Annotated in this window: 20 protein-coding genes and 2 pseudogenes; 11 read left to right on the top strand and 11 right to left on the bottom strand. The window is 73.7% G+C overall.

Translation table 11 applies throughout. The features are described 5' to 3' along the window. Window positions 1–420: 420 nt before the first annotated feature. Complete coding sequence (locus ACFVVO_RS08645; protein WP_390052953.1) at window positions 421–2,202, bottom strand: ABC transporter ATP-binding protein; 1,782 nt, start codon at window positions 2,200–2,202, stop codon at window positions 421–423. Continuing rightward, window positions 2,199–4,025 (bottom strand): ABC transporter transmembrane domain-containing protein, encoded by a 1,827-nt coding sequence (locus ACFVVO_RS08640; protein WP_390052951.1) that lies wholly within the window; start codon window positions 4,023–4,025, stop codon window positions 2,199–2,201. Before ACFVVO_RS08640 ends, ACFVVO_RS08645 begins: the two co-directional genes overlap by 4 nt. A gap of 215 nt (window positions 4,026–4,240) precedes the next feature. Between ACFVVO_RS08640 and ACFVVO_RS08635 the strand changes: the two genes are divergently transcribed. Both ACFVVO_RS08635 and ACFVVO_RS08630 read left to right on the top strand, forming a co-directional pair. Further along, entirely contained in the window at window positions 4,241–4,987 is a 747-nt protein-coding gene (locus tag ACFVVO_RS08635) for a L,D-transpeptidase family protein (protein ID WP_390053372.1), read from the top strand. Window positions 4,988–5,042: 55 nt separating this feature from the next. Beyond that, window positions 5,043–6,665, top strand: coding sequence for a peptide-N4-asparagine amidase (locus ACFVVO_RS08630; RefSeq protein WP_390052950.1), 1,623 nt, complete (start codon window positions 5,043–5,045; stop codon window positions 6,663–6,665). Between the two features lie 58 nt (window positions 6,666–6,723). Here the strand turns inward: ACFVVO_RS08630 and ACFVVO_RS08625 are convergent, their stop codons facing one another. Next, window positions 6,724–7,173: a MarR family winged helix-turn-helix transcriptional regulator gene (locus ACFVVO_RS08625; protein WP_390052949.1), complete on the bottom strand. Its 450-nt coding sequence runs from the start codon at window positions 7,171–7,173 to the stop codon at window positions 6,724–6,726. 112 nt (window positions 7,174–7,285) lie between these two features. On the opposite strand from ACFVVO_RS08625, the gene ACFVVO_RS08620 reads away from it, so the two are divergent. Together ACFVVO_RS08620 and mltG are read left to right on the top strand one after the other, a co-directional pair. Then, window positions 7,286–9,088, top strand: a complete 1,803-nt coding sequence (locus ACFVVO_RS08620) for an ABC transporter ATP-binding protein (RefSeq protein WP_390052947.1) — start codon at window positions 7,286–7,288, stop codon at window positions 9,086–9,088. A gap of 71 nt (window positions 9,089–9,159) precedes the next feature. Next, window positions 9,160–10,050: an endolytic transglycosylase MltG gene (gene mltG / locus ACFVVO_RS08615; RefSeq protein ID WP_390052945.1), complete on the top strand. Its 891-nt coding sequence runs from the start codon at window positions 9,160–9,162 to the stop codon at window positions 10,048–10,050. A gap of 12 nt (window positions 10,051–10,062) precedes the next feature. Here the strand turns inward: mltG and ACFVVO_RS08610 are convergent, their stop codons facing one another. Further along, window positions 10,063–11,157 carry an NAD(P)-binding domain-containing protein gene (locus tag ACFVVO_RS08610; RefSeq protein WP_390052943.1) on the bottom strand — a complete coding sequence of 365 codons (1,095 nt, stop codon included), beginning with the start codon at window positions 11,155–11,157 and terminating at the stop codon, window positions 10,063–10,065. A gap of 119 nt (window positions 11,158–11,276) precedes the next feature. Between ACFVVO_RS08610 and ACFVVO_RS08605 the strand changes: the two genes are divergently transcribed. The 4 genes and pseudogenes from ACFVVO_RS08605 to ACFVVO_RS08590 all read left to right on the top strand — a co-directional run bounded on the left by ACFVVO_RS08605 (window position 11,277) and on the right by ACFVVO_RS08590 (window position 14,027). Continuing rightward, on the top strand, window positions 11,277–11,699 hold the full coding sequence (locus tag ACFVVO_RS08605; RefSeq protein ID WP_390052942.1) for a secondary thiamine-phosphate synthase enzyme YjbQ: 423 nt from the start codon (window positions 11,277–11,279) through the stop codon (window positions 11,697–11,699). Between the two features lie 137 nt (window positions 11,700–11,836). Then, complete coding sequence (locus ACFVVO_RS08600; RefSeq protein WP_390052940.1) at window positions 11,837–13,234, top strand: FAD-binding oxidoreductase; 1,398 nt, start codon at window positions 11,837–11,839, stop codon at window positions 13,232–13,234. A 33-nt stretch (window positions 13,235–13,267) separates the two neighbouring features. After that, window positions 13,268–13,529: pseudogene (locus tag ACFVVO_RS08595) on the top strand (hypothetical protein); the annotation flags it as partial. A 141-nt stretch (window positions 13,530–13,670) separates the two neighbouring features. Beyond that, window positions 13,671–14,027 (top strand): hypothetical protein, encoded by a 357-nt coding sequence (locus ACFVVO_RS08590; protein ID WP_390053395.1) that lies wholly within the window; start codon window positions 13,671–13,673, stop codon window positions 14,025–14,027. Between the two features lie 57 nt (window positions 14,028–14,084). Here ACFVVO_RS08590 and ACFVVO_RS08585 read toward each other — a convergent pair whose 3' ends face one another. Beyond that, window positions 14,085–14,477, bottom strand: a complete 393-nt coding sequence (locus tag ACFVVO_RS08585) for a DUF5997 family protein (RefSeq protein ID WP_390052938.1) — start codon at window positions 14,475–14,477, stop codon at window positions 14,085–14,087. A gap of 58 nt (window positions 14,478–14,535) precedes the next feature. On the opposite strand from ACFVVO_RS08585, the gene ACFVVO_RS08580 reads away from it, so the two are divergent. After that, window positions 14,536–15,327 (top strand): LysR family substrate-binding domain-containing protein, encoded by a 792-nt coding sequence (locus ACFVVO_RS08580; protein WP_390052936.1) that lies wholly within the window; start codon window positions 14,536–14,538, stop codon window positions 15,325–15,327. Between the two features lie 49 nt (window positions 15,328–15,376). Here the strand turns inward: ACFVVO_RS08580 and ACFVVO_RS08575 are convergent, their stop codons facing one another. The 3 genes from ACFVVO_RS08575 to ACFVVO_RS08565 form a co-directional block, all read right to left on the bottom strand. Continuing rightward, window positions 15,377–16,879, bottom strand: coding sequence for an MFS transporter (locus tag ACFVVO_RS08575; RefSeq protein ID WP_390052934.1), 1,503 nt, complete (start codon window positions 16,877–16,879; stop codon window positions 15,377–15,379). A 77-nt stretch (window positions 16,880–16,956) separates the two neighbouring features. Beyond that, window positions 16,957–17,652, bottom strand: coding sequence for an HAD family hydrolase (locus ACFVVO_RS08570; RefSeq protein ID WP_390052933.1), 696 nt, complete (start codon window positions 17,650–17,652; stop codon window positions 16,957–16,959). A 20-nt stretch (window positions 17,653–17,672) separates the two neighbouring features. Continuing rightward, a complete protein-coding gene (locus ACFVVO_RS08565; protein WP_390052931.1) occupies window positions 17,673–18,149 on the bottom strand; it encodes an Lrp/AsnC family transcriptional regulator in 477 nt (158 codons plus the stop codon). A gap of 268 nt (window positions 18,150–18,417) precedes the next feature. On the opposite strand from ACFVVO_RS08565, the gene ACFVVO_RS08560 reads away from it, so the two are divergent. After that, window positions 18,418–19,908 carry an FUSC family protein gene (locus tag ACFVVO_RS08560; protein ID WP_390052929.1) on the top strand — a complete coding sequence of 497 codons (1,491 nt, stop codon included), beginning with the start codon at window positions 18,418–18,420 and terminating at the stop codon, window positions 19,906–19,908. Between the two features lie 99 nt (window positions 19,909–20,007). Then, complete coding sequence (locus ACFVVO_RS08555) at window positions 20,008–21,024, top strand: lactonase family protein (protein WP_390053370.1); 1,017 nt, start codon at window positions 20,008–20,010, stop codon at window positions 21,022–21,024. 92 nt (window positions 21,025–21,116) lie between these two features. On the opposite strand, the gene ACFVVO_RS08550 is transcribed toward ACFVVO_RS08555, so the two are convergent. The 3 genes and pseudogenes from ACFVVO_RS08550 to ACFVVO_RS08540 all read right to left on the bottom strand — a co-directional run. Next, window positions 21,117–22,040, bottom strand: a complete 924-nt coding sequence (locus tag ACFVVO_RS08550) for a sirohydrochlorin chelatase (protein ID WP_390052927.1) — start codon at window positions 22,038–22,040, stop codon at window positions 21,117–21,119. 150 nt (window positions 22,041–22,190) lie between these two features. Next, window positions 22,191–23,156 carry an N-acetylglucosamine kinase gene (locus ACFVVO_RS08545; protein WP_390052925.1) on the bottom strand — a complete coding sequence of 322 codons (966 nt, stop codon included), beginning with the start codon at window positions 23,154–23,156 and terminating at the stop codon, window positions 22,191–22,193. Then, window positions 23,153–23,617 (bottom strand): annotated as a pseudogene (locus tag ACFVVO_RS08540) (uracil-DNA glycosylase); the annotation flags it as partial. The pseudogene ACFVVO_RS08540 and the gene ACFVVO_RS08545, both read right to left, overlap by 4 nt. Window positions 23,618–23,632: the final 15 nt, after the last annotated feature.

Genomic DNA, 23,632 nt, shown 5'->3' with positions numbered 1-23,632 from the left:
CAGTGCGCCGTCGGCACGCTCGGTACCGGTTGCGTACGCCGGGACCCGACGGGTTCCCGGCCGTCCCCCGAGCCGGTGCCGCTATCCAGCCTTCCACCCCTGTTCGCTCCCGCGCAACGGCACGGGTGGTGGCCTGGGGCCGCGTACCCCGGCCGGACCGTACGGAACCGCCGTCCGGCCCCGCCTTCGCACGCCGGCCTGGACGCGACCGCGTTCCCGGCCGCCGACCGGCCCGCTCGTCCGGACGCGCCCGCGAGCCAGGACGGCGCCAGGCCCGACTGCCCGGCCACCGTCAGGCCCGACTGCCCGGCCACCGCCCGGCCCGGCCGCGCGGCACCGTGCGGCCGGACACGCGATCTCGTCGCCGCGGGCTCGCCCGAGTCGGCCACAGGCTGGGCGCCCGGCCTCAGCGCCGTGCGCTCACCCGTGCCACGACCGCCACAGCGCCGCGTACGCCCCGCCCGCGGCGACCAGCTCCGCATGGCTGCCCAGCTCGCTGATCCGGCCGTTCTCCACGACGGCGATCACATCGGCGTCGTGGGCGGTGTGCAGCCGGTGGGCGATAGCGACCACCGTGCGGCCGTCCAGCACACGGGCCAGCGAGCGTTCCAGGTGCCGGGCCGCCCGCGGGTCGAGCAGCGAGGTCGCCTCGTCCAGGACCAGCGTGTGCGGGTCGGCCAGCACCAGCCGGGCCAGCGCGATCTGCTGGGCCTGCGCCGGGGTCAGGGCCAGCCCGCCGGATCCCACCTCGGTGTCCAGTCCGTCGTCCAGCGCCCGGGCCCAGCCGTCCGCGTCGACCGCGCCCAGCGCCGCCCAGAGCTCGGCGTCGGCGGCACCGGTACGGGCCAGCAGCAGGTTGTCCCGCAGGGAACCCACGAAGACGTGATGCTCCTGGTTGACCAGGGCGACGTGCGAGCGGACGCGTTCCGCCGGCATCCGGGACAGTTCGGCACCGCCCAGGGTGACGCGGCCGTCCCGGGGCGCGTAGATCCCGGCGAGCAGCCTGCCCAGCGTGGACTTGCCCGCGCCGGACGGACCGACCAGGGCCAGCCGGGTGCCCGGGGCGACCTCCAGGGACACCCGGCGCAGCACGTCGACGCCCTCGCGGTAGCCGAAACGCACCCGGTCGGCGTGCACGTCACGGCCACCGGGGGCCAGCGAGGCGTCCCCGGCCTCCGGCTCGATGTCCCGGACGCCGACCAGCCGGGCCAGCGACACCTGGGCCACCTGCACCTCGTCGTACCAGCGCAGGATCAGATTGACGGGATCGACGAGCATCTGCGCGACGAGCGCGCCCGTCGTCAGCTGACCGACCCCGATCCAGCCGCGCAGCACGAAGAAGCCGCCCACCATCAACACCGAGCCGAGCACGGTGACATGGACGGCGTTGATGACGGGAAAGAGCACGGACCGCAGCCAGAGGGTGTAGCGCTCCCAAGCGGTCCACTGCTTGATCCGCCGCTCCGACAGGGCGATGCGCCGGTCGCCCAGACGGTGCGCCTCGACCGTGCGGCCCGCGTCCACGGTCTCGGCGAGCGCGGCGGCGACGGCGGCGTACCCCGCCGCCTCCGAGCGGTAGCCGGAGGGCGCCCTTCTGAAGTACCAGCGGCACCCCGCCACCAGCACCGGCACCGCGAGCAGCACGGCGGCCGCGAGCGGCGGGGCCGTCACCACCAGGCCGCCGAGCAGCAGCAGGGCCCACACCACGCCGATGGCCAGCTGCGGCACCGCCTCCCGCATGGCGTTGGCGAGGCGGTCGATGTCGGTGGTGATGCGGGACAGCAGGTCACCGGTGCCCGCACGCTCCAGCACGCCCGGCGGCAGTCCCACCGAGCGGACGAGGAAGTCCTCGCGCAGGTCGGCCAGCATCCGCTCGCCGAGCATCGCGCCCCGCAGCCGCACCTGCCGCACGAACAGGGCCTGCACGAGCAGCGCGAGCACGAACAGCCCGACGGTCAGGCCCAGGTGCAGCTCCCGCGCTCCGTCCGACACCCGCTCGACGAGGCCGCCGAGCAGGTACGGGCCCACCATGGAGGCGACCACGGCCACGGTGTTGACGGCGACGAGGAGGAGGAAGGCCCGGCGGTGCCGGTGGAACAGTTCGGCCACGTAGGCGCGCACGGTCGCGGCCGCACCGACGGGCAGGGTGGTGGCGGTCGTCGGGGCCGCCGGGTTGTACGCCGGTGGCGCAACGCCGATCATGCGCTCTCCTCGATCTCTTCCAGCGTGTCGAAGGCGCCCAGGAGGGCGCCCTGTCCGGGCACGTCCGCATCCGCCTCGGCGGCGGCCCGCTCGTCGTCGGTCTCCCGCGTCACCACGGCCCGGTACCGCGGCTCCGCTTCGACCAGTTCACGGTGCACGCCGACCGCCACGACCTCGCCGCCGTGGACGAGGACGACCCGGTCCGCGTGGTCGAGCAGCAGGGGGGAGGAGGTGAACACCACCGTCGTCCGCCCCGAGCGCAGCCGCCGCAGACCCCGCGCGATCCACGCCTCGGTGTGCGAGTCGACGGCGGAGGTCGGCTCGTCCAGGACCAGCACCTCGGGGTCGGTGATGAGCGACCGGGCCAGTGCGAGCCGCTGGCGCTGGCCGCCCGAGAGGGAGCGGCCCCGCTCCGTGATACGGGAGTCCAGTGGGTCGGCGGCGTCCAGCGACCCCTGCACCAGCGCGTCCAGCACGTCCTCGCACCGGGCGGCCGCCAGCGCGTCCTCGGCCCGTACGGCACCGGACGCGGGCACGTCGAGCAGCTCGCGCAGCGTTCCGGACAGCAGCACCGGGTCCTTGTCCTGGACGAGGACGGCGGCGCGGGCGCTGTCGATCGGGAGCTCGTCGAGCGGCACGCCGCCGAGCAGCACCGACGTACCCGCCTCCGCGGGGTGGCCGCCCAGGCGTTCCGCGAGCCGTCCGGCCGCGTCGGGGTCGCCGCACACCACCGCGGTGAGCAGACCGGCGGGCGCGAGGAGGCCGGTGACCGGGTCGTACAGATCACCGCCCGGCACCTCGGCACCGCGCGCTCCGCCGGCGTCCGTGGACCGCTGCAGCGACAGCACGCGCGCGGCCCGTCTGGCCGAGGGGCGCGAGAAGGAGTACGCCATCGCGATCTCCTCGAAGTGCCGCAAGGGGTAGTTGAGCACCATCACCGCGCTGTAGACGGTGACGAGTTCGCCGACCGTGATCCGGCCCTGGCGGGCCAGGTGGGTGCCGTGCCAGACCACCGCGATCAGCAGCAGCCCCGGAAGCAGCACCTGGATCGCGGAGATCAGCGACCACATCCGGGCGCTGCGCACGGCCGCGTGCCGTACCTCCTGGGAGGCGCGGCGGTAGCGGTCGAGGAAGAGTTCCTCGCCGCCGATCCCGCGCAGCACCCGCAGGCCGGCCACCGTGTCCGAGGCCAGCTCGGTGGCCCGGCCGGCCTTCTCGCGCTGCACGTCGGCGCGCCGGGTGGCCCGGGGCAGCAGGGGCAGCACGGCGAGCCCGACGACCGGCAGTCCCGCGGCGACGACCACGCCGAGAGCGGGCTGGTAGACGACCAGGCCGACGCAGACCACGACGACGGTGAGCGCGGCGGCGGTGAACCGGGAGACGGCTTCGACGAACCAGCCGATCTTCTCCACGTCGCCGGTGGACACGGCCACCACCTCGCCGGCCGCGACCCGCCGGGTCAGCGCGGAGCCCAGCCGGGCCGCCTTGCGGGCCAGCAGCTGCTGGACCCGGGCGGCGGCGGTGATCCAGTTGGTGACGGCGGACCGGTGCAGGAAGGTGTCGCCGACCGCGATGGCCGTGCCGCACAACGCCATCAGGCCCCCTGTCAGGGCCAGCCGGCCGCCGGAGCGTTCCACGACGGCCTGGACGGCGAGACCGACGCAGAAGGGCAGCGCGGAGACGGCGACGAAGTGCAGCAGCCCCCAGGCCAGCGCCTTGAGCTGGCCGCCCAGCTGGTTGCGCCAGAGCCACCACAGGAAGTGAGGACCCGAACGCGCGTCCGGTACGCCCGGATCGGGATACGGAAGGTCTTGGATTCGCATGACGTCCCAGTGGCTCGTGTCAGGGAGGGTGGGGGAGCGGCGGCAAGCCGTGAAAGCGTCGCGTCGCGGACCGGGTAATTTCAACCGGTTTTCCCCGGGCGGCCGGCGCGATCAGCCGGGTTCCGGCCAGGTGCGGGCCGGCGACGGGCGGCAGCCGTAACCCGGCAGGGTGAATGTCCGGAAGATCGCACGATGAACCGGTGGCCGATGTCAGCATGGGCCGCGTGCGGAGCGACAGTGCGCGGTGTACGGCGTGGTTGGTGACGGCCGCTGGGACCCTGCTCGCTGCCCTGGCGGCGTGTGGCTCCCCGGGCGGCGCCACCCGCGCCCCGGAACCGGAGGGCCGGGCCGGGCAGTCCGGCAGGGACGGGCGCGAACCGCATCGCGTCCCGGGCATCGGCCCCGAACTGCGGCGGCGCATCCCGGCCGGTTCCGGACAGGTGGTGGTCGTCTACGGCGACGGCAGGAACTCGGCGGACTCCACGGTCGTGCTCTACGCCAGGCACGGCGGGGCCTGGCGGCGCGTCCGCGATTGGCCGGCGCACAACGGCAGGAAGGGGTGGACCACGGACCACCGCTCCGGCGACCGGCGCAGCCCCGTCGGTGTGTACACCCTCACCGACGCGGGCGGCGTACTCGGCGATCCGGGCACCGAACTGCCCTACGCGCGGGACCGGTCCCTCGCCGCCCCGCGCTGGTGGGCCAAGCCGTACTGGCACGACTTCGACTACGTCATCGCCATCGACTACAACCGAGTCCGGGGCGCCCCGCCGAACGACCCCAGGCGGCCCGAGGGGGAGGGGAAGGGCGGGAGCATCTGGCTGCACATGGACCACGGCGGCGGCACTTCGGGCTGCGTCAGCGTGTCCAGGCAGGCCATGGAGTTCCTGCTGCGCGAGCTGGATCCGGACCGGCATCCCGTGGTGGTGATGGGGGACAGGGCGGATCTGATGGGCCGGTGAGGATGGCGCCACGCCTCATTGCGGGCCGGCCCCGAATCCCCGTAGAACCGGGCCCATGAGTAGACGGATAGTCATGTCCATGCTCGCCGGAGCGACCCTCCTGGCGAGCACGTTCTTCGGCACCGGCGCGGCGGCCGCCGCGCCGGCGACGCAGGCCGCCGACGCCCCCGCCGAGTTCGGCACCGACTGGCACGATCCGGTGACCGCCGCCCCGCCCGTCACCAGGCCGGACACCAAGTCCTGCCAGGTCACCCTGGCCGAGACGCAGTTCCGTGACTTCACCCCGTACCGGGGCGCGTACACGCCGCCGCGGGGCTGCGGCGACCGCTGGAGCAAGGTCGTCCTGCGTCTCGACGGCAAGGTGAAGGGCCGTCAGTTCGACCGTCTCGGCTACCTGCACGTCGGCGGTGCCGAGATCCTGCGCACCTCGACACCGGAGCCGTCGCCCGACGGCGTCGAATGGCACGTGGAGAAGGACGTCACCCGGTACAGCGACATCTTCCGCGGCCCGCAGGACGTAGAGATGCTCATCGGGAACGTCGTGGACGACACCTACACCGGCGTCATCGACGTCAAGGTGACGCTCACCTTCTACCGGGGCCGCCCCGACGCGCCGGCGCCCGACCGCGTCCTCACCCTCGCCGGCGCACCCGACGCCACCACCCTCACCACGCCACGCAACAGCGAACGCATCGTCGCGGAGGTGTACGCCACCGGATCCGGCGGCGGCTGCGAGGAGTTCTGGTACCTGACCGTGGCCGACCCGGCCGCGTACTCCTGCAAGGCCGACCACGGACCGTACCGCGAGGTGCAGATCAAGGTCGACGGACAACTCGCCGGGATCGCCGCACCGTTCCCCCATGTGTGGACCGGCGGCTGGTCCAACCCCTTCCTCTGGTACGTCCTCCCGGCGCCGCGCGCCTTCGACGTCCGGCCCGTCGAGTACGACCTCACGCCGTTCGCCGGGCTCCTCAACGACGGCCGCCCGCACCGCGTCGAGGTCACCGTGGTGGGCGTGCCCGCCGGTCGGCCCGGGTGGAGTGTCCCCGTGAACGTGCTGGTGTGGCAGGACGCGCACCGCGCCCACGTCACCGGGGCGCTCACCCGTTCCGAGGGGACCGGCGTCGCCAACTCCTCGGTCTACACTCCAGGTGCGGAGAACCGTGTCGACACCGAGGCCGGACACCGGCTCACCGTCTCCGGATTTCTGAACACCTCGCACGGCCGCGTGACCACCACCGTCACCCGCACCCTCGCCAACACCTCCGCACACCGCTGGACCGACGGTGAGAACACGGACGGACTCGACGCGGCCTGGTCGGACGACGAGACCGTCGCCGTCGAGGGAACCGGCCCCGCACGGACGACGCACACCCACCGGACGTACACGATGAACGGCGCCACCACCCTCGGCACGGACGACCGGCTGCGCACCGTGCTCACCCTGGGCGACCGGGCCACGGTCGTGCGGCGCGAGGGCGGCCGGCGCACCGCGTGGTCGCGGCTCGACGACACCTACAGCGGCGACGCCGCGTACACGGTCGACGTCCCCCGTGACCAGCGGCACGCGGTCGGCACGTCCGGCGAGCGCTACCGCGTGGACGGCTCGGCGGGGTGCTACGACCGTTCGCTGAGCACGGCGCAGGGCGCGCTCACGGAGGACCGCCGCCGCTGCTGAGGCCGACGGCCGTCCCCGCTCCCGCGGCACGAGGCGGAGCGGGGGCGGCCGCGTGCGTTCAGCAGGGCTTGGCGGTCTCCGAGTCGATCAGTGTGTCCAGGAGCACGCCGAGCACCGCGCGCTCCTTCTCCGTCAGCGGGGCGAGTATCTCCTCGGCGGCCGACCGGCGCGCTCCGCGCAGCTCACTCAGGGTCTCCCGGCCCTCGTCCGTCAGCTCGATCCGGGTCACCCGCCGGTTCGACGGGTCCGCCATCCGGCGCACCTTGCCGCTCGCCTCGAGACCGTCGACCAGTGTCGTCACGGCGCGTGGCACCACCTCGAGGCGCTCGGCGAGGTCCGCCATGCGCGGGGGCGAGCCGTAGTGCGCGAGGGTCCGCAGCAGCCGGGACTGGGCCGGGGTGACGCCCAGCTCCCGTCGCTCCAGATGGCGCTTCTGGATGCGGTGCACCCGGCGGGTGAGCCGCAGCAACTGCTCGGCGAGCAGGCCGTCGGGATCGGGGGAGGTCATGCGGGAACAATATCAGGATGCCGTTCATTGTGAGTATAGGTAACAATGAGCTACGATCCGTCAGTCGCCGGCGGCCGGTCCCGGCCGCCGCCCGCCACCTCCGTAGGAGCCCATGCATCCCGAACGAGAACCCTCCTGGACCCCGCCCGCCGACGCCGGTGAGCAGCCCCGGCAGGTGCGCCGCATCCTGAAGCTCTTCCGTCCCTACCGCGGGCGCCTCGCGATCGTCGGCCTGCTGGTCGGCGCCTCGTCGCTGGTCTCGGTGGCCACGCCGTTCCTCCTCAAGGAGATCCTCGACGTGGCGCTCCCCGAGCGCCGCACCGGCCTGCTGAGCCTGCTCGCGTTCGGCATGATCCTGAGCGCGGTCCTCTCCAGCGTCTTCGGCGTCCTGCAGACCCTGATCTCGACCACCGTCGGCCAGCGCGTCATGCACGACCTGCGCACGGCCGTCTACGGCCGCCTGCAGCGCATGTCGCTCGCCTTCTTCACCCGCACCCGCACCGGCGAGGTGCAGTCCCGCATCGCCAACGACATCGGCGGCATGCAGGCCACCGTCACCTCCACCGCCACCTCGCTGGTCTCCAACGCCACCAGCGTCGTCGCCACCATCGTCGCGATGGTGGCCCTCGACTGGCGGCTCACCATCGTCTCGCTGCTCCTGCTGCCGGTGTTCGTGTGGATCAGCCGCCGCGTCGGCAACGAGCGCAAGAAGATCACCACCCAGCGCCAGAAGCAGATGGCCGTGATGGCCGCCACGGTCACCGAGTCGCTCTCCGTCAGCGGCATCCTGCTCGGCCGCACCATGGGGCGCTCCGACTCGCTCACCGCGTCCTTCGCCGCGGAGTCCGAGCAGCTGGTCGACCTCGAGGTCAGGTCCAACATGGCGGGCCGCTGGCGGATGGCCGTGATCACGATCGTCATGGCCGCCATGCCCGCCGTCATCTACTGGACCGCGGGACTCGCCCTCCAGTTCGGCGGCCCGCAGGTCTCGCTGGGCACCATCGTCGCCTTCGTCTCGCTCCAGCAGGGCCTGTTCCGCCCGGCGGTGAGCCTGCTGGCTACCGGCGTCCAGGTGCAGACCTCCCTCGCGCTCTTCCAGCGCATCTTCGAGTACCTGGACCTGCCCGTCGACATCACCGAGCGCGAGCAGTCGGTCCATCTCGACGAGGTCAAGGGCGAAGTGCGCTTCGAGGACGTCGAGTTCCGCTACGAGGGCAAGGGCGCCCCGGTCCTCGACGGCCTCGACATCACCGTGCCCGCCGGCGGCAGCCTCGCCGTCGTCGGTCCCACCGGCGCCGGCAAGTCCACCCTCGGCTGCCTGGTGCCCCGGCTCTACGACGTCACCGGCGGCCGCGTCACCCTCGACGGCGTGGACGTGCGCGACCTCGACTTCGACACCCTCGCGCGCGCCGTCGGCGTCGTCTCGCAGGAGACCTACCTCTTCCACGCCTCGGTCGCCGACAACCTGCGCTTCGCCAAGCCGGACGCCACCGACGAGGAACTGCACGCGGCGGCGCGGGCCGCCCAGATCCACGACCACATCTCCGCGCTGCCCGACGGCTACGAAACCGTCGTCGGCGAACGCGGCCACCGCTTCTCCGGCGGCGAGAAGCAACGTCTGGCGATAGCCCGCACCATCCTGCGCGATCCGCCGGTGCTCATCCTGGACGAGGCGACCAGCGCCCTGGACACCCGTACGGAAGCCGCCGTGCAGCAGGCCATCGACGCCCTGTCGGCCGACCGGACGACCCTCACCATCGCCCACCGTCTGTCCACCGTCCGCGGTGCCGACCAGATCGTCGTCCTGGACTCCGGCCGGGTCGCCGAACGGGGCACGCACGAGGAACTGCTGGAACTGGACGGACGGTACGCGGCCCTGGTGCGCAGGGACGCCCGGCTGGCACCGACGGGCTGACGTACGGCGGCCCTCGCCGACAAGCTGACGATATGTCGGGTTTGTGACCTTACGCGTATTACCGTGCCCGCATGCAGATGAACACTCCACCACGGAGCACGATGCGACTGACGCGCCGGGGCAAGCTCGGCCTCGTCGTGACCGGCGCCGTCCTGGCCGGCACCGCCGTGGCGGTGCCGCTGCTGAGCCTGGCGAGCGATCGTACGGAGCAGGCCAGGCCCCGCACGCTGGCCATCCCGGAGGGCCGGCGGGCGAGCCAGGTGTACGAGGCCGTCGACAAGGCCCTCGAACTGCCCCCGGGCAGCACCCGCAAGTCACTCGGCAAGGCCGCCCTCAAGCTGCCCAAGGAGGCGGCGGGCAACCCGGAAGGCTACCTCTTCCCGGCGGTCTATCCCCTGGCGAAGGGCACCACCCCCGAGTCGCTGCTGCGGCTCATGGTCGACACGGCCAACAAGAAGTTCGACACGACACCCGTCGCCGCCGGGGCGCAACGCAACACGCTGAACGTCTACCAGACGGTCATCGTCGCCAGCATCGTCCAGGCCGAGTCGACCGCCAAGGCCGACATGGGGAAGGTGGCGCGGGTCATCCTCAACCGGCTGCAGCGGGGCATGCCGCTGCAGGTGGGCACCACGCTCAACTACGCGCTGAACCGCACCGGCGGCAACGCCGGCGACCACGCCGACTCGGACAGCCCGTACAACTCCTACCAGCGCATGGGACTACCGCCCACCCCGATCGGCAACCCCGGCCCGGAGGCGATGCGCGCCGTCACCAATCCGCCGTCAGGCGACTGGCTGTACTACGTCACGGTCAAGCCCGGAGACACCCGCTTCACCGCCGACTACGCCGAACACGTGCGCAACGTCGCCGAGTTCAGCGCCCGCCACCAGAGCCCGGCACAGTCGCAGCAGCCCAGTGGCAGCCCCCGGCAGCCCCCGGCCACACAGCCGCCGCGCTGAACCCGCGGAACGTCACGCGGCGACCGGCCGGACCGGCTCCCCGGCCAGCAGCCGCCCGATGTCCCGTACGGCCGCGCGTCCGGCCCGGTTCGCGCCGACGGTACTGGCCGAGGGGCCGTAGCCGACGAGATGGACGCGTGGATCGGCGACCGCCCGGGTCCCCTCGAGCCTGATCCCGCCGCCCGGCTCCCGCAGCCGCAGCGGTGCGAGGTGATCCAGGGCAGCCCGGAACCCGGTGGCCCAGAGGATGACATCGGCCTCCACCCGCCGTCCGTCGTCCCACTCCACCCCGTCCGGGGTGATCCGGTCGAACATCGGCCGGCGCTCCAGGACCCCGTCGGCAAGGCCCCGCCGGATGGCGTCGTTCAGAGGCAGCCCGGTGACGGAGACGACACTCCTCGGCACCAGGCCCTGCCGTACCCGCTCAGCCACCAGCGCCACGGCCGCCCGGCCCGCCTCCTGGTCGAACGGGCCCTCGCGGAAGACCGGGGGCCGCCGGGTGACCCAGGTGGTGGCGGCCGCGTAGGGGGCGAGTTCCAGCAGGTGCTGGGTGCCGGAGGCGCCGCCGCCCACCACCACGACCCGACGGCCGGTGAACTCCTCCGGCCCGGCGTACCGCGCGGTGTGCAACTGCCGTCCCCGGAAGGTCTCCTGGCCCGGACAGCGCGGCCAGAACGGTCGGTCCCAGGTTCCGGTCGCGTTGATCAGCGCCCGCGTGGCCCAGCCGCCGTCCGAGGTCTCCACGGCCAGCCGCCCGTCCTGTCCCTCGCTCCCCGCTCGTACGGCCGTCACGTCCACAGGACGGCGTACGCGCAGGTCGAAGGTCCGCTCGTAGCGGTCGAAGTAGGCGCCGACGACCTCCGCCGACGGCCGCGCCGGATCGGCGTCCGTCAGCTCCATACCCGGCAGGGAGTGCATCCCGTGCACCTTGCCGTACGTCAGCGACGGCCAGCGGAACTGCCAGGCGCCGCCCGGCCCGGGGGAGTGGTCCAGGACCACGAAGTCGCGGTCCGGTTCGAAACCGTTGCGCCGCAGGTGATAGGCGCTGGACAGGCCCGCCTGGCCGGCGCCTATGACGACCACGTCGACCTCGCGCGTCTCGCTCACGCCCCTCCCAACAGCGGGGCGGTCACGGATCTTCCCGTCCGCTCGGCAGCCGCCCGAGCCCGGCCGGCGCCGTCCCATCCCGGCGTGTGAAACCCGGCACATGGGTCAGGATGGAGGGCATGTCAGATGCCTTCACCACGCGAATGCTGAACGTCGCCACCGGTTCCCGGGAGCGGGTCGTCGATCTCACCGGCGAGTGCGAGGACTTCCTGCGGGAGGCCGCGGCCGGCCGCGACGGTCTGCTCAACATCTTCGTCCCGCACGCCACGGCCGGCGTCGCGATCATCGAGACGGGCGCCGGCAGCGACGACGACCTCCTCGCCGCCCTGCACTCCCTGCTGCCCGCCGACGACCGCTGGCAGCACCGGCACGGCAGCCCGGGCCACGGCCGCGATCACGTCCTCCCCGCGCTCGTGCCGCCGTACGCGACGCTTCCGGTCATCGGCGGGCACCTGGAGCTGGGGACCTGGCAGTCGGTCTGCCTGGTCGACACGAACAAGGACAACCGCGACCGTCAGGTGCGGCTGAGCTTCCTGGGCTGAGGGCGGCAACGGAGCTCCGTCCGCCTCCGGCGACGCCGACGTGCGGGGCGCGACCCGCGGGTGAAAACTGAAGACCGGGCGCGCGGCCCAGGTGGCGCGTCCGCGCAGGTCCACGCTCCCCACAGAGGTCCCCAACCATGGGCGCTATCGACGAAACGGCTGCCAGCAGTCTGCGCGAGGCACTGCGGGGGCCGGTGATCGCCCCGCGTGACCCCGGCTACGACGAGGCCCGCAGCATCTACAACGCCATGATCGACCGGCGGCCCGCAGCCTTCGCGCAGTGCGTGGACGTGGCGGACGTGCAGGCGACGATCTCCTTCGCCCGGGACACCGGCGCCGAACTGGCGGTACGCGGCGGCGGCCACAGCGGTCCGGGTCTGTGCCTGGTCGACGACGGGCTCGTGCTCGACCTGTCGCCGATGCGCTGGGTCAGGGTGGACCCCGAGACGAAGACGGTCCAGGTGGGCGGCGGCAGCCAACTCGGGGATCTCGACCACGCGACCCACGCCTTCGGGCTCGCCGTGCCGGCGGGCATCATGTCGACCACCGGCGTCGGCGGCCTCACGCTCGGCGGCGGCCACGGCTACCTCACCCGCAGGTACGGCCTGACGATCGACAGCCTGCTTTCGGCCGACGTCGTCCTCGCCGACGGCAGCTGTGTCACCGCCTCGGCGGAGCGCCATCCCGACCTGTTCTGGGCGCTGCGCGGCGGCGGCGGCAACTTCGGCGTGGTCACGTCGTTCACGTTCCGGCTGCACCCGGCCGCCACGGTCGGGGTCGCGGTGACCGTGTGGCCGGTCGACCGCATCCAGGAGGTGCTGCGCTGGTACCGCGAGTTCCTGCCCGCCGCACCGGAGGAGCTCAGCGGGTTCTTCGCCGTGCTGGTCGTGCCGCCCGGACCGCCGTTCCCCGAGCCGATCCACGGGCAGAAGGTGTGCGGCGTCGTCTGGTGCTACACCGGCGGCCTCGCCGACGACCACCTGGCCCAGGTGCTCACCGTGGTCAACGACCCCGCGCCGCCGGCCTTCCACTTCACCACCCCCATGCCCTACCCCGGGCTGCAGAGCATGTTCGACACGCTGATCCCCAAGGGGCTGCAGTGGTACTGGCGCGGTGACTTCTTCGACTCCATCTCCGACGGCGCCGTCGATGTGCACCACAAGTACGCCGAGAACATCCCCACCGGCCTGTCGATCATGCACATGTACCCAGTGGACGGGGCGGCCCAGCGCGTCGGCCCCGACGACACGGCCTGGGCCTACCGGGACGCCGTCTGGTCCGGCGTGATCGGCGGCATCGACCCCGACCCCGCCAACGCCGAGCTGGTGCGGCAGTGGTGCGTCGACTACTGGACCGACCTGCACCCGCACTCCATGGGCGGCACCTACGTCAACTTCATCGGCGAACAGGAGAACCCGGACCGGGTTCGGGCGACCTACCGGGGACACTACGACCGCCTCGCCTCGGTCAAGCGCGCCTACGACCCGGAGAACCTGTTCCACGCCAACCAGAACATCCCGCCGGCCGCGGACTGACTCCGGCCCGCCCTCGGACGAACGGCTCCGGGAGGCTGGGAGACGGGCACCTGGCCGGACCTCTACCGGCAGCCCCTGACGGCGGACATCCCCGTACTGGCGGGCCCGATATGGCTGGGTGACAACAGTTCCGCCATGAAGCAGGTGACCGAGCGCCTCCAACTCCCGCACGAGCCTGCTCCTGCCGCACCTCGCCCGGGCGCTGAGGGACCTCGGCGGCATTCCCGCCCACGGCGACCAGCGCACCGCCTGGGACGCCGGATGCCGCCGTGACTTCGAGAACCCCGAGCACCGCTGGCGGCCCCCGGGCGCCGCGACAGCCCGAGCCGCTGAGCGCGCAGGAGGGTGCCGATCCGGTCGCGGGTGCCCGGCTCGCGGTAGACGTTCTCGACGTGCTCGTGCACCGTGCGGGCCGAGATGCCGCAGGCGCCGGCCGATGGCGTCGGCGGCCGGGGCCTCGGCGAGCAGGAGCAGTACCGTCGTCTCGCGCGGCGTCAGCGCGCAGTCCGCCGCCCGCTCGTCGGATGCCCCGGCCGGGGCCAGGGACCGCCGCCACTCCTCCAGCAGCCGCCGCTGCCGCTCCACGACGGCCGTCAGCGGCTGGGCGCGCTCGGCCATCGTGAGGTGGCCGTCGGTGAAGTCCGTGCCGGACCGGAGGACGAGGCAGCCGGTGACCGGAGCGGAGCCGCCGGGCAGCGGCACACCCGGCACGTGGTCGACGTCCAGCACCGCGCCGAGCAGCCCGGCCGTCGCACTGCCCCGCCGGACCCGGCCCGCCGCAGTGATCAACTGAGCGGAACCGCACGGGAGGCCACTGACAACGCCCCCGGGGCCGGGGGCGTCAGCCGTCTCAGGCGTCCGGCGTGTCCTTCTCCTTCTTGAGGCTCTTCAGCCGTGCGCCCTCCTTGCGGACCTCGGCCTGGGTGGCCCGCTCCTTCTCCAGCCACTCGGGCCGCTCCTGCTTGAGCGCCTCGATCTGCTCGGTGGTCAGCGCCTCGGTGATCCCGGCGCGCGCGAGGCCCGAGATGGACACGCCGAGCTTCGCTGCGACGACCGGACGCGGGTGCGGACCGTCCGCTCGCAGCACGCGCAGCCACTGGGGCGGATCGGCCTCCAGCTCCTGCAGCTCGGCGCGCGTGACCACACCCTCCTGGAACTCGGCGGGGGTGGCGGGGAGGTACACACCCAGCTTCTTCGCCGCGGTCGCGGGCTTCATCGTCTGGGTGCTCTGCTGCGAACTCATGAGGTCAAGGGTATCGGCCGGGTGCGGGACGGCCGACCACGGCCGGTAGCCTGGCCTGGTGACAGGCTCGGATGAATCACCGTCGTTCCGGCTCGCGTACGTCCCCGGAGTGACGCCGGCCAAGTGGGTGCGGATCTGGCAGGAGCGCCGGCCCGGCATCCCGCTCACCCTGCTCCAGGTCCCCGCCCCCGAGGCGCCCGGGCTGCTGCGCGCCGGGGAGGCGGACGCGGCCTTCGTACGGCTGCCGGTCGACCGTACGTTCTTCAGCGCGATCCCCCTGTACACGGAGACCTCGGTCGTCGTCGTGCCCAAGGATCACCTGATCACGGCGGTCGACGAGGTGACCCTGGCCGACCTCGCCGACGAGGTCATGTTCCACCCCCTGGACGACGTCTTCGACTGGGCCGCCCCGCCCGGCGAACCCGCCTTCGAGCGTCCCGCGACGACACCCGACGCCCTTGAGCTGGTGGCGGCCGGCGTCGGCCTGCTGATCGTCCCGCAGTCCCTGGCCCGGCTGTACCACCGCAGGGACCTCACCTACCGTCCCGTCACCGACGCGCCCCAGTCGAGCGTCGCCCTGTCCTGGCCCGAGGAGGCCACCACCGACCTGGTGGAGGACTTCATCGGCATCGTCCGCGGCCGCACCGTCAACAGCACGCGGGGCCGCACGGCGGAGAAGGCCGAGGCGGAGCAGCGGCGCGGGCGGGCGCAGCAGGGCGGCGGCCACCAGAAGCCGGCGGCCGGGAAGTCGACCGGCTCGAAGCCCGCGAGCCGTACCGCGCGGGGCCGCACCGGTTCCGGGGGCGGCGGTAAGGCCGCCAAGCGGGGCAAGCCGCGCCACAAGTCGTAGCCCGCCGTAGTCCCGTGCCCCCTGGCCTCCGGTCTCGGGGCGTACCGGCTCAGGACCCGGGCCGCACCGGTTCCTCCGCGCCGCCCTCCGCGGAGCCCCGCCGGACCCTCTCCCCGGCTCGTGCCGGTTCGGGGTGCGTCTGGCGCTCCCGCAGGTCCGCGACCGCGAGTGCCAGCGCGATCATGATGAGCCCGACGGCGGTGAGCAGCCCGAGCTGAATGGCCGTGACGGAGTACCCGGGGCCGGCCTGGTGCGCGAAGTACACCGCGCCCACCACGGCGATCCCGGCCGCCGACCCGACCCGCTGGCCCGTCTGGAGGACACCGCCGGCCGCTCCGGCCCGGTGCACGGGGACCCGGGTGAGGGTGAGGGTCGTGTTGGGGGAGACCGTCAGGCCGGAGCCGATCCCGCCGATCAGCAGCGGCAGCGCGGTCGCCCAGCCCACGTTCCGCCCGGGCACGAGCTGCACCGCCGCGACCGCCCCGAGCAGCCCCAGCGCCACCCCGCTCAGGCCGATGACGACCAGCTTGCGGCCGAAGCGCATCACCAGCCGCCCCCCGGCGGCCGCGCCGACCGCCGAGGCCGCCGCGAACGGCAGCACCGTCAGGCCCGCGGCCAGCGCGCTGTAGCCGACCGTGTTCTGCAGGAACAGCGTGTAGACGAAGAAGACCGTGGTGAAGCCCGCGAAGTAGGTGAGGCTGATCAGTGCGCCGAGCGTGAACGACCGCAGGGAGAACAGCTCCAGGTCGACCAGCGGGGCCCGCCCGCGCCGCCCCTGCCGTCTCTCCCACGCCCAGAACGCGGCCAGCAGCAGCGCCGCCACCGGCAGCAGCGCCCACTTCAGCCGCCCGGTCCACTGCTGCTCCTGGACCAGCGGCAGCATCAGCGCGAGCACACCGGAGCCGAGGAGCAGCACTCCGAACAGGTCGAACGTCTCCCGCTTCTCGGCGGCCACGGGAAACCGGGGGAGCAGCCGCAGCCCGGCGGTGAAGGCGGCCACCCCGATGGGCAGGTTGACGAAGAACACCCAGCGCCAGCCGTCGGCGGTGCCGACGGCGTCGATCAGCACGCCGCCCGCCAGCGGCCCCGCCGCCGTCGAGACCCCGATGACGCTGCCGAGCATGCCGAAGGCCTTGGCCCGCTCGGAGCCCTGGAACATCTGCTGGATCAGCCCCGAGGTCTGGGGCGCGACCATGCCCGCCGCGGTGCCCTGGATCAGCCGGAACACCACCAGCCAGGACGGCCCGGGAGCGAGCCCGCACGCCGCCGAGGCCAGCGTGAACAGGGCCAGCCCGAACAGGAAGGCCTGGCGCCGGCCGCGCATGTCGCCCAGCCGGCCCGCCGGGACGAGCGCGAGCCCGAAGGTCAGGGCGTATCCGGAGACCACCCAGGCCTGGGCGGCCTCGGAGGCGCCCAGCCCGTGCTCCATCGAGGGCAGTGCCACGTTCACGATCGAGGTGTCGAGCAGCGAGATGAACCCCGCCGTCAGACAGACCCCGAGCGCCTTCCACCGCCGGTCGTCGAGGGTGGGCCCTGCCTGGACTGTGGTCATGAGGTCACGCTAAGCAGCCGTTCGGCCAGGCGCACGCCGGGAGCGCCGCCGTGTGCCTCGGGAACATCCCGTCCGGTTCAGCGGGATCCGGACGTGTCCATGAGCCACGCGTACGCCGACTGCGCCGTGAACTCGGCCTGGCCGCCCCGCACCAGCAGTGCGGCCGTGGCGAACTCGGGGGCGTCCGTCTGCGAGGCCACGTACGGGACGGCGATGCAGCGCATCCCGGCCGCGTGCGCGGCCGCCGCGCCCGGCGCCGCGTCCTCGACGACCACGCAGCCGGCCGGATCCGCGCCGAGCCGGCGGGCCGCCTCGAGGAAGACGTCGGGGGCGGGCTTGCCGCGGGGAACCTCGTCGGCGGAGACGACGGTGCGCAGATGGGCGTCCAGGCCGGTGCCCGCGAGGATCGCCTCGATCGCGTCCAGGGAGGAGCCGGAGGCCACCGCCGTCGGCACGCCCTCGGCGGCCAGCAGTTCGACGAACTTCCGCATCTCCGGGTACGCGCGCGTGCCGGTGCGGGCCAGTTCCAGATAGCGCCGGTTCGTCGCGTCGAACAGCTCCTCCACCGAGGCGCGCAGGCCGTAGCGCTCCCGCCAGAGGACGACGGTCTCCAGGGTGCTGACGCCGACGTAGCTCTCGTGCTCCGTCCAGGTGAAGTCCGGGACGCCGTGCTCGGCCAGGGTCAGCCGGCCCGCCTCGTAGTAGTTCGGCTCGCTGTCCACCAGCGTTCCGTCGAGATCGAAGACGACCGCAAGGGTGCCTGGCTCGCTCATGCCGACCAGCATGCCCGGCGTCAGGCGCGGTCCGCCCGTCCTACCGCCTCCACCAGGGGGAGCAGCCGGTAGGGCACGCGCTCGCGCAGGGCCACCTCGGTGCGGGTGCGCACCACGCCCGGCAGGCTGATCAGCTTCTGGATCACGTCCTCCAGATGGGCGTTGTCCCGCCCCACCACCCGGGCCAGCAGATCACCGCCGCCCGTGATCGAGAAGGCCTCGACGATCTCCGGCACGGCGGCCAGCGCGTCGCCCACGTCGTCCAGGTGGCCCTGGGTGACCTCGATGTGCACGAAGGCCAGCACCGGGTGGCCCAGCGCGGCGGGGGACAGCGAGGGGCCCGTACCGGTGATCACGCCGTCGCGTTCCATGCGGTCCAGGCGGGCCTGCAGGGTGCCCCGGGCCACGCCGAGGATGCGGGCGTACTCGCGCACGCTGGTGCGCGGCTGCTCCAGCAGCAGCCGCAGGATGCGGGTGTCGAGTGCGTCCACGCTCATGAGGTACGACTGTACCAATGGCTCACCGGTGAGCTGACGGCGTGTGCCGCCCGACCTGGTCCGTTGGCATTCCGGCGACCGCTCCTCCGGGCGGCGGACCGGGCCATTGGATCAGTGACGCAGTCGACACTTGAGCCAGTGACCTCTGTGATGCTCTCATGGAGACGTCGATGGCGCTGCGGATCCCCGCGGCGCCTTTTGTGTGCCGGTCTGCCATCCGGCGTTCCAGGTGTTCCGGGCGTCCCGGGGTTCCAAGGGGAGGGGCTCAGTGCTGAAGAGGGTGTTCGTGGCCGCGGACCCGGGGCGGACGCGGCTGCGTTTCGCAGCGCGGGCCGTGCTCGGCATCGGGCTGGCGGTCGCCGTGTGCGGGGCGGCGGGGCAGCCCCTGGCCGGCGCGGTCACCGGTGGTCTCGCCGCGCTGCTCGCCCTGTTCACCGTCACCGACGCCACCGTGCGCGGGCAGGCGGTCACGACCGCGCTCCTGCCCGCCGTCGGCCTGCCCGTGCTCGCCGCCGCGGCCGAGCTGCACGACTTCCCCGTGGCGCGGGACCTGGTGTTCCTCGCCGTGGTCGGTGCCGGCGTGTACGCCCGCCGCTGGGGCCCGCGCGGCCACAGCCTCGGCGTCTTCGCCTTCATGACCTTCTTCATGGCCCAGTTCCTGCACACCACGCCGGGACAGCTGCCCGCGCTGTACGCCGCCGTCCTGCTGTCCGTGCTGAGCGCGGCCGTCGTGCGCTTCGGCCTGTGGTGCTACGAGCGCCGGCTGCCCCCGGCCGCGGTGCCCGCGCCGCCCGCCGGCACCGGCCTGGCCCGGGTGACCACACGGCAGGCCGTGCAGGCGACCGCGGGCGCGGGCTTCGCGCTCGTCGCCGGCCAGCTGATGTCCGGGCAGCGCTGGTACTGGGCGGTGGGCGCCACCTGGTGGGTCTTCGTGAACACCGCCTCGCGCGGCGAGACACTGGTCCGCGGCTTCCGGCGGGTCCTCGGCACCGTCATCGGCATCGGCCTGGGCTTCCTCGTCGCCGTGCCGGTCCACGGCGCGGCCGTGCCCACCGCCGTCCTCGTAGCCGCCGCCGTCTTCGGCATCTTCTACACGGCCGCCGTCTCCTACACCTGGATGATGCTCTGGGTGACCGTGCTCGCCGCCTCGCTCTACGGCCTCCTCGGCGTCCTCAGCCCCGGCCTGCTCGCCCTGCGCCTGGCCGAGACCGGTGTCGGCGCCCTCGGCGCCGCGCTCGCCGTGCTCTTCGTGCTGCCCGTCACCACGCACGCCACCACCGAGGCCTGGATCCAGCGCGCCCTGCGCTGCGTGCACGCCTGCACCGCCGAGGCCGCCGCACGGCTCGCCGGATCGGCGACGGCCGACCCGGCGCCGCGCGTGGCCGAGCTGGAGCAGCTCCTCGGCCGGGTACGGCTCTCGGTCGCCCCGCTCGTGCACCCGCTGAACCCGATGCTCGGCCGCAAGCGGCGCGCGCGCCGGGTGCTCGCCCTGCTCGACGACTGCGCCCGCGAGATCCGCGGTCTGGTCGCGGTCGCCGCGGACCCCGAGGCCTCTCACGACGCTCGCCTGGCTGCCGCCTGCTGGCGGGTGGAGACCGCGGTCGAGGCGCTCACCGACGGCGGCTCCGAACGGGTCCACCGGCTCGCCGAGGCCCCCGCCGAGCCCGCCCTGGCCCATCTGCACGGCCTGGAGCGGGCGCTCGCCGAGCTGGCCGAGCCGCTGCGGGCACCCTCCGGTTCACGGCTCGTCGGCGCCTGAGAGGAAACGTCCCCTGTTGGTCTAGACCGACGGTGATCGACTGCTACCGTCGGCACCACTGGCGCGGACCGAGAGGGGACAGCGGTGGCAGCAGTCGGCATGCGGCACAGGGCGTTCATCGGGTCGTTCACGGCCGCGGGCGGCCCCGGACTGGTCACCGCGACGGTCCAACCGGGCACCGGCGCGCTGACCCTCACCGGCCGCCTCGGCACCGTCCCCGACCCCGCCTATCTGGCCCTATCCCCGAACGGCGACATGCTCTACGCGGTCAGCGAGACCGCCGAGGGCGCCGTCGCCGCGTACCGCGTCGGCGGGGACAAGCCGGAACCCGCCGGGCCGCCCGTGCCGGTCGGCGCCGGCGGCCCCACTCACCTGGCCCTGCACGCCGGTCACGTGCTGACCGCCAACTACGGCTCCGGCAGCGTCACCGCCGTACCGGTGCGCCCGGACGGCACCCTGGCCGCCGCGCCCTCCGGGCTGCTGCTGCACACCGGCTCCGGCCCGCACGACCGCCGCCAGCGCGGCCCGCACGCCCACCAGGTGCAGTCCGATCCCAGCGGCCGGTGGATCGTGAGCGTCGACCTCGGCACGGACTCGGTACGGGTCTGCACCCTCGACGGGGGCGTGCCCGCGCTGCACCGCGAGATCGCGCTGCGCCCCGGCTCGGGCCCCCGCCACCTCGCCTTTCACCCGGACGGCGAGCACGCCTACGTGGTCAACGAACTCACCCCGACGGTCACCGTGTGCCTCTGGGACGCGGACGGCGGCTCCCTGAAGCCGCTGGCCGAGGTCCCGGTCCTGCCGGGCGCCCCGGCCGGCGACGCCTACCCCTCGGGCGTCGTGGTATCACCGGACGGCGGCTCCGTGTGGACCGCGACCCGCGGTGAGGACGTCCTGTCCGTGTTCGCCGTCCAGGGGGACGGCCTCCGGCTGACCGGCACGGTGCCGTGCGGCGGGCACTGGCCCCGCGCGCTCGCCGAGCACGACGGCTTCCTGTACTCCGCCAACGAACGCTCCGGCGACGTGACCTGGTTCGACGTACGGGAACGGACGGGACTGCCCCGCTACGACGGCTCCGTCGAGGTCACGGCGGCCTCGTGCGTCGTCTTCGGCTGAACGGGCGTCCGCGCATCCCCGCGGCACGCCGAAGGGCCCGCTCCAGCGACCGGAGCGGGCCCTTGTGCCGTACGGGGGTGCCTGCCTTCGCGTCAGCGGACCGGCGTGCCCTGCTGCTGCGGCGGGGCGATACCGAGCGCGGTCGTGTACTTGGCGAGGGCGAGCTTGCCGATCGCCGGGTAGGCGCCCAGCGCCTCGGCGGTGGCGCAGCCGGCCTCCTCGGCGGCTGCGGCGAGCAGCGCCGAGTCGATCTCGGGGCCGATCAGGTACGGCGCGAGGGCGAGCTGCTGCGAGCCGGAGGAACGCAACTGCTCGGCGATCGAGGTGATCGCACCCTCCTGGTCGAGAGCCGCCGCCATGACCGGGACGGCCAGGCGCGCGGCGAGCAGCATGCCGGTGATGCCGGCCGCCTGCACGGCCTCCTCGCCCCCCACTGAGGCCAGGATGATGCCGTCCGCGGCCGTGGCCACGGTGAACAGCCGGGCGCGGTCGGCGCGGGCCAGGCCCGCCTCGGACAGGCGCACGTGCAGCGCCTCGGCGAGCAGCGGGTGCGGGCCGAGGACGTCGGTCAGCTCGGCGGCGACCCGGCTGTCCATCACGGCCTGGCGGACCTGGCGCAGCAGCGCGCTGTCCGGACCGGCCAGCAGCGGGACGACGACGGCGACCGGGCCGTCGGGCTCCCTGACCTCGGCACCGGCGGCGCGGGCCTGCTCGAAGCGTACGGTCCGCTCCTCGGCGGCGCCGGACAGCACCGTGCGCAGGCTCGGGAACTCGGCGTCGTCCCCGTCCAGGTAACCGATGCGGGCGTCCAGGCCGGGCAGCTCGGAGCGGGCGATGCTCACTACATCCTCAGCGAGGCTGCGCGAGGCGGCGCTGGGCGCGCCGGGCACCGCGAGGACGAGCGCGGGCGCGCCCTCGGGAGCCACCAGCGGTTCCGGTCGGCGGTGCCTTCCGGGCTGGCGGGGTCGCGGCATTCGTACTGGCAGGCCGGACGCGGGCCCAGTGGGGGAGCTCATGGCGCCGCATGTTACTGGCTCTTTGGGTTCCCCTGTTCGGGGAGGGTGCAGGTGAACGGTATCCGTCCGCTTTTGTCTGATGAGTTACGCCCGTTTGGCATGTGTTTCGGGCACGTGCCGGACAGATGGAACGGAAAGCGAGGAATCACCCTATGTGTGGACGATATGAAGCATGGTCGATTCACCCGGAAGTGTGAGCCGCCCGGCCGCCAGCTCGCCCGCGATCCGCACACAGCCGTGCAGCGGGTCGCCCTCGGCCGGAACCAGCCGGGCCCGCGGCAGCCGGTGCGCCAACTCCTCACGCACCGGCACGAGGAGCGGGTCGCCCATGTTGAAGAGGCCTCCGGTGAGTGCCACTTCGGCCGCACCGGAGGCCGGGCAGACGGCCGCGGCGGACTCGGCCATGGCACGGGCCGCCGCGCGCAGGATGCCGGCGGACACCGCGTCGTGCGGGGCGCAGGCGGCCACTCGTGGCGCGAACGAGGCGAGCATCGCCGGTCGGTCGGGGCGCGGGTAGAGCAGGCCGGGCAGTCCCGGCAGCGGGCCGAACTGTTCCTCGGCGCCGGCCCGCAGCGACACGGAGCCGCCGTCGCGGCCGTCATGGGCGCGCAGCGCCGCCTCGAGACCGGCCCGCCCGATCCAGGCCCCGCCGCCGCAGTCGCCCAGCAGATGTCCCCAGCCGTCCGCCCGGTGCCAGCGGCGCAGATCGGTGCCGATCGCGATCAGGCCGGTGCCCCCGGCGACCACCGCACCCGGCCGTGGTCCCAGGGCGCCCACATAGGCCGTCACGGCGTCGGCGGCGAGCGCCACGGACCGCACGCCCAGTTCGCGCGCGAGCAGGCCCGGCAACTCGGCGCGCAGGGCGTCGCCCAGGGTGGCGAACCCGGCGGCGCCGACGACGGCCGTGCCCAGCTCGCCGACCCCGGCCCGCGTGGTCAGCTCGCGGGCCAGCGGGAGGAGTTGCGCCATGAGGTGCGCGGGGTCGATGCCCCGCGCACCGGTACGCACCGGCTCCCGAGACTCCCCCCGGGCCGACGGCGGCCGCCCCGGCACCCCGACGGCGACCCGAAGGCCGGAACCCCCGGAGTCCACGGCCAGGAACCCGGCGGCGGTCACGGCAGACGCCAGTCCACCGGCTGTCCACCCTGCTCGATCAACAGGACGTTGGCCCGGCGGAACGGACGCGAACCGAAGGAGCCGCGGTGGGCCGACATGGGCGACGGCTGCGCCGGCTCCTCGGCCGGCAGCCGGCCCAGCAGCGGACGCGGGTTGCGGGCGTCCCTGCCCCACAGGATCGACACCAGCGGCTTGCCGCGCCCGGCCAGGGCCCGGATCGCCTGCTCGGTGACCTCTTCCCAGCCCTTGCCGCGATGGGCGGCCGGGCGGCGCGGTGCCGTGGTGAGCGCCCTGTTGAGCAGCGGCACGCCCTGCTGCGTCCAGGGTGTGAGGTCACCCGTGGACGGCTGGGGCGGCCCCAGGTCGCTGGTCGGCTCACGGTAGATGTTGATCAGGCTCGGCGGCAGCGGACGCACCTCGGGCGTGACCGAGAACGAGAGCCCGACCGCGTGTGCGGGAGTTCCAGGATCTGGGTG

Source organism: Streptomyces sp. NPDC058145 (assembly GCF_042884245.1).
In the GTDB taxonomy this organism is placed as follows: Bacteria; Actinomycetota; Actinomycetes; order Streptomycetales; family Streptomycetaceae; genus Streptomyces.
The sequence above is the reverse complement of the archived record's forward strand: the minus strand, read 5'-3'. Positions and strand labels throughout refer to the sequence as shown.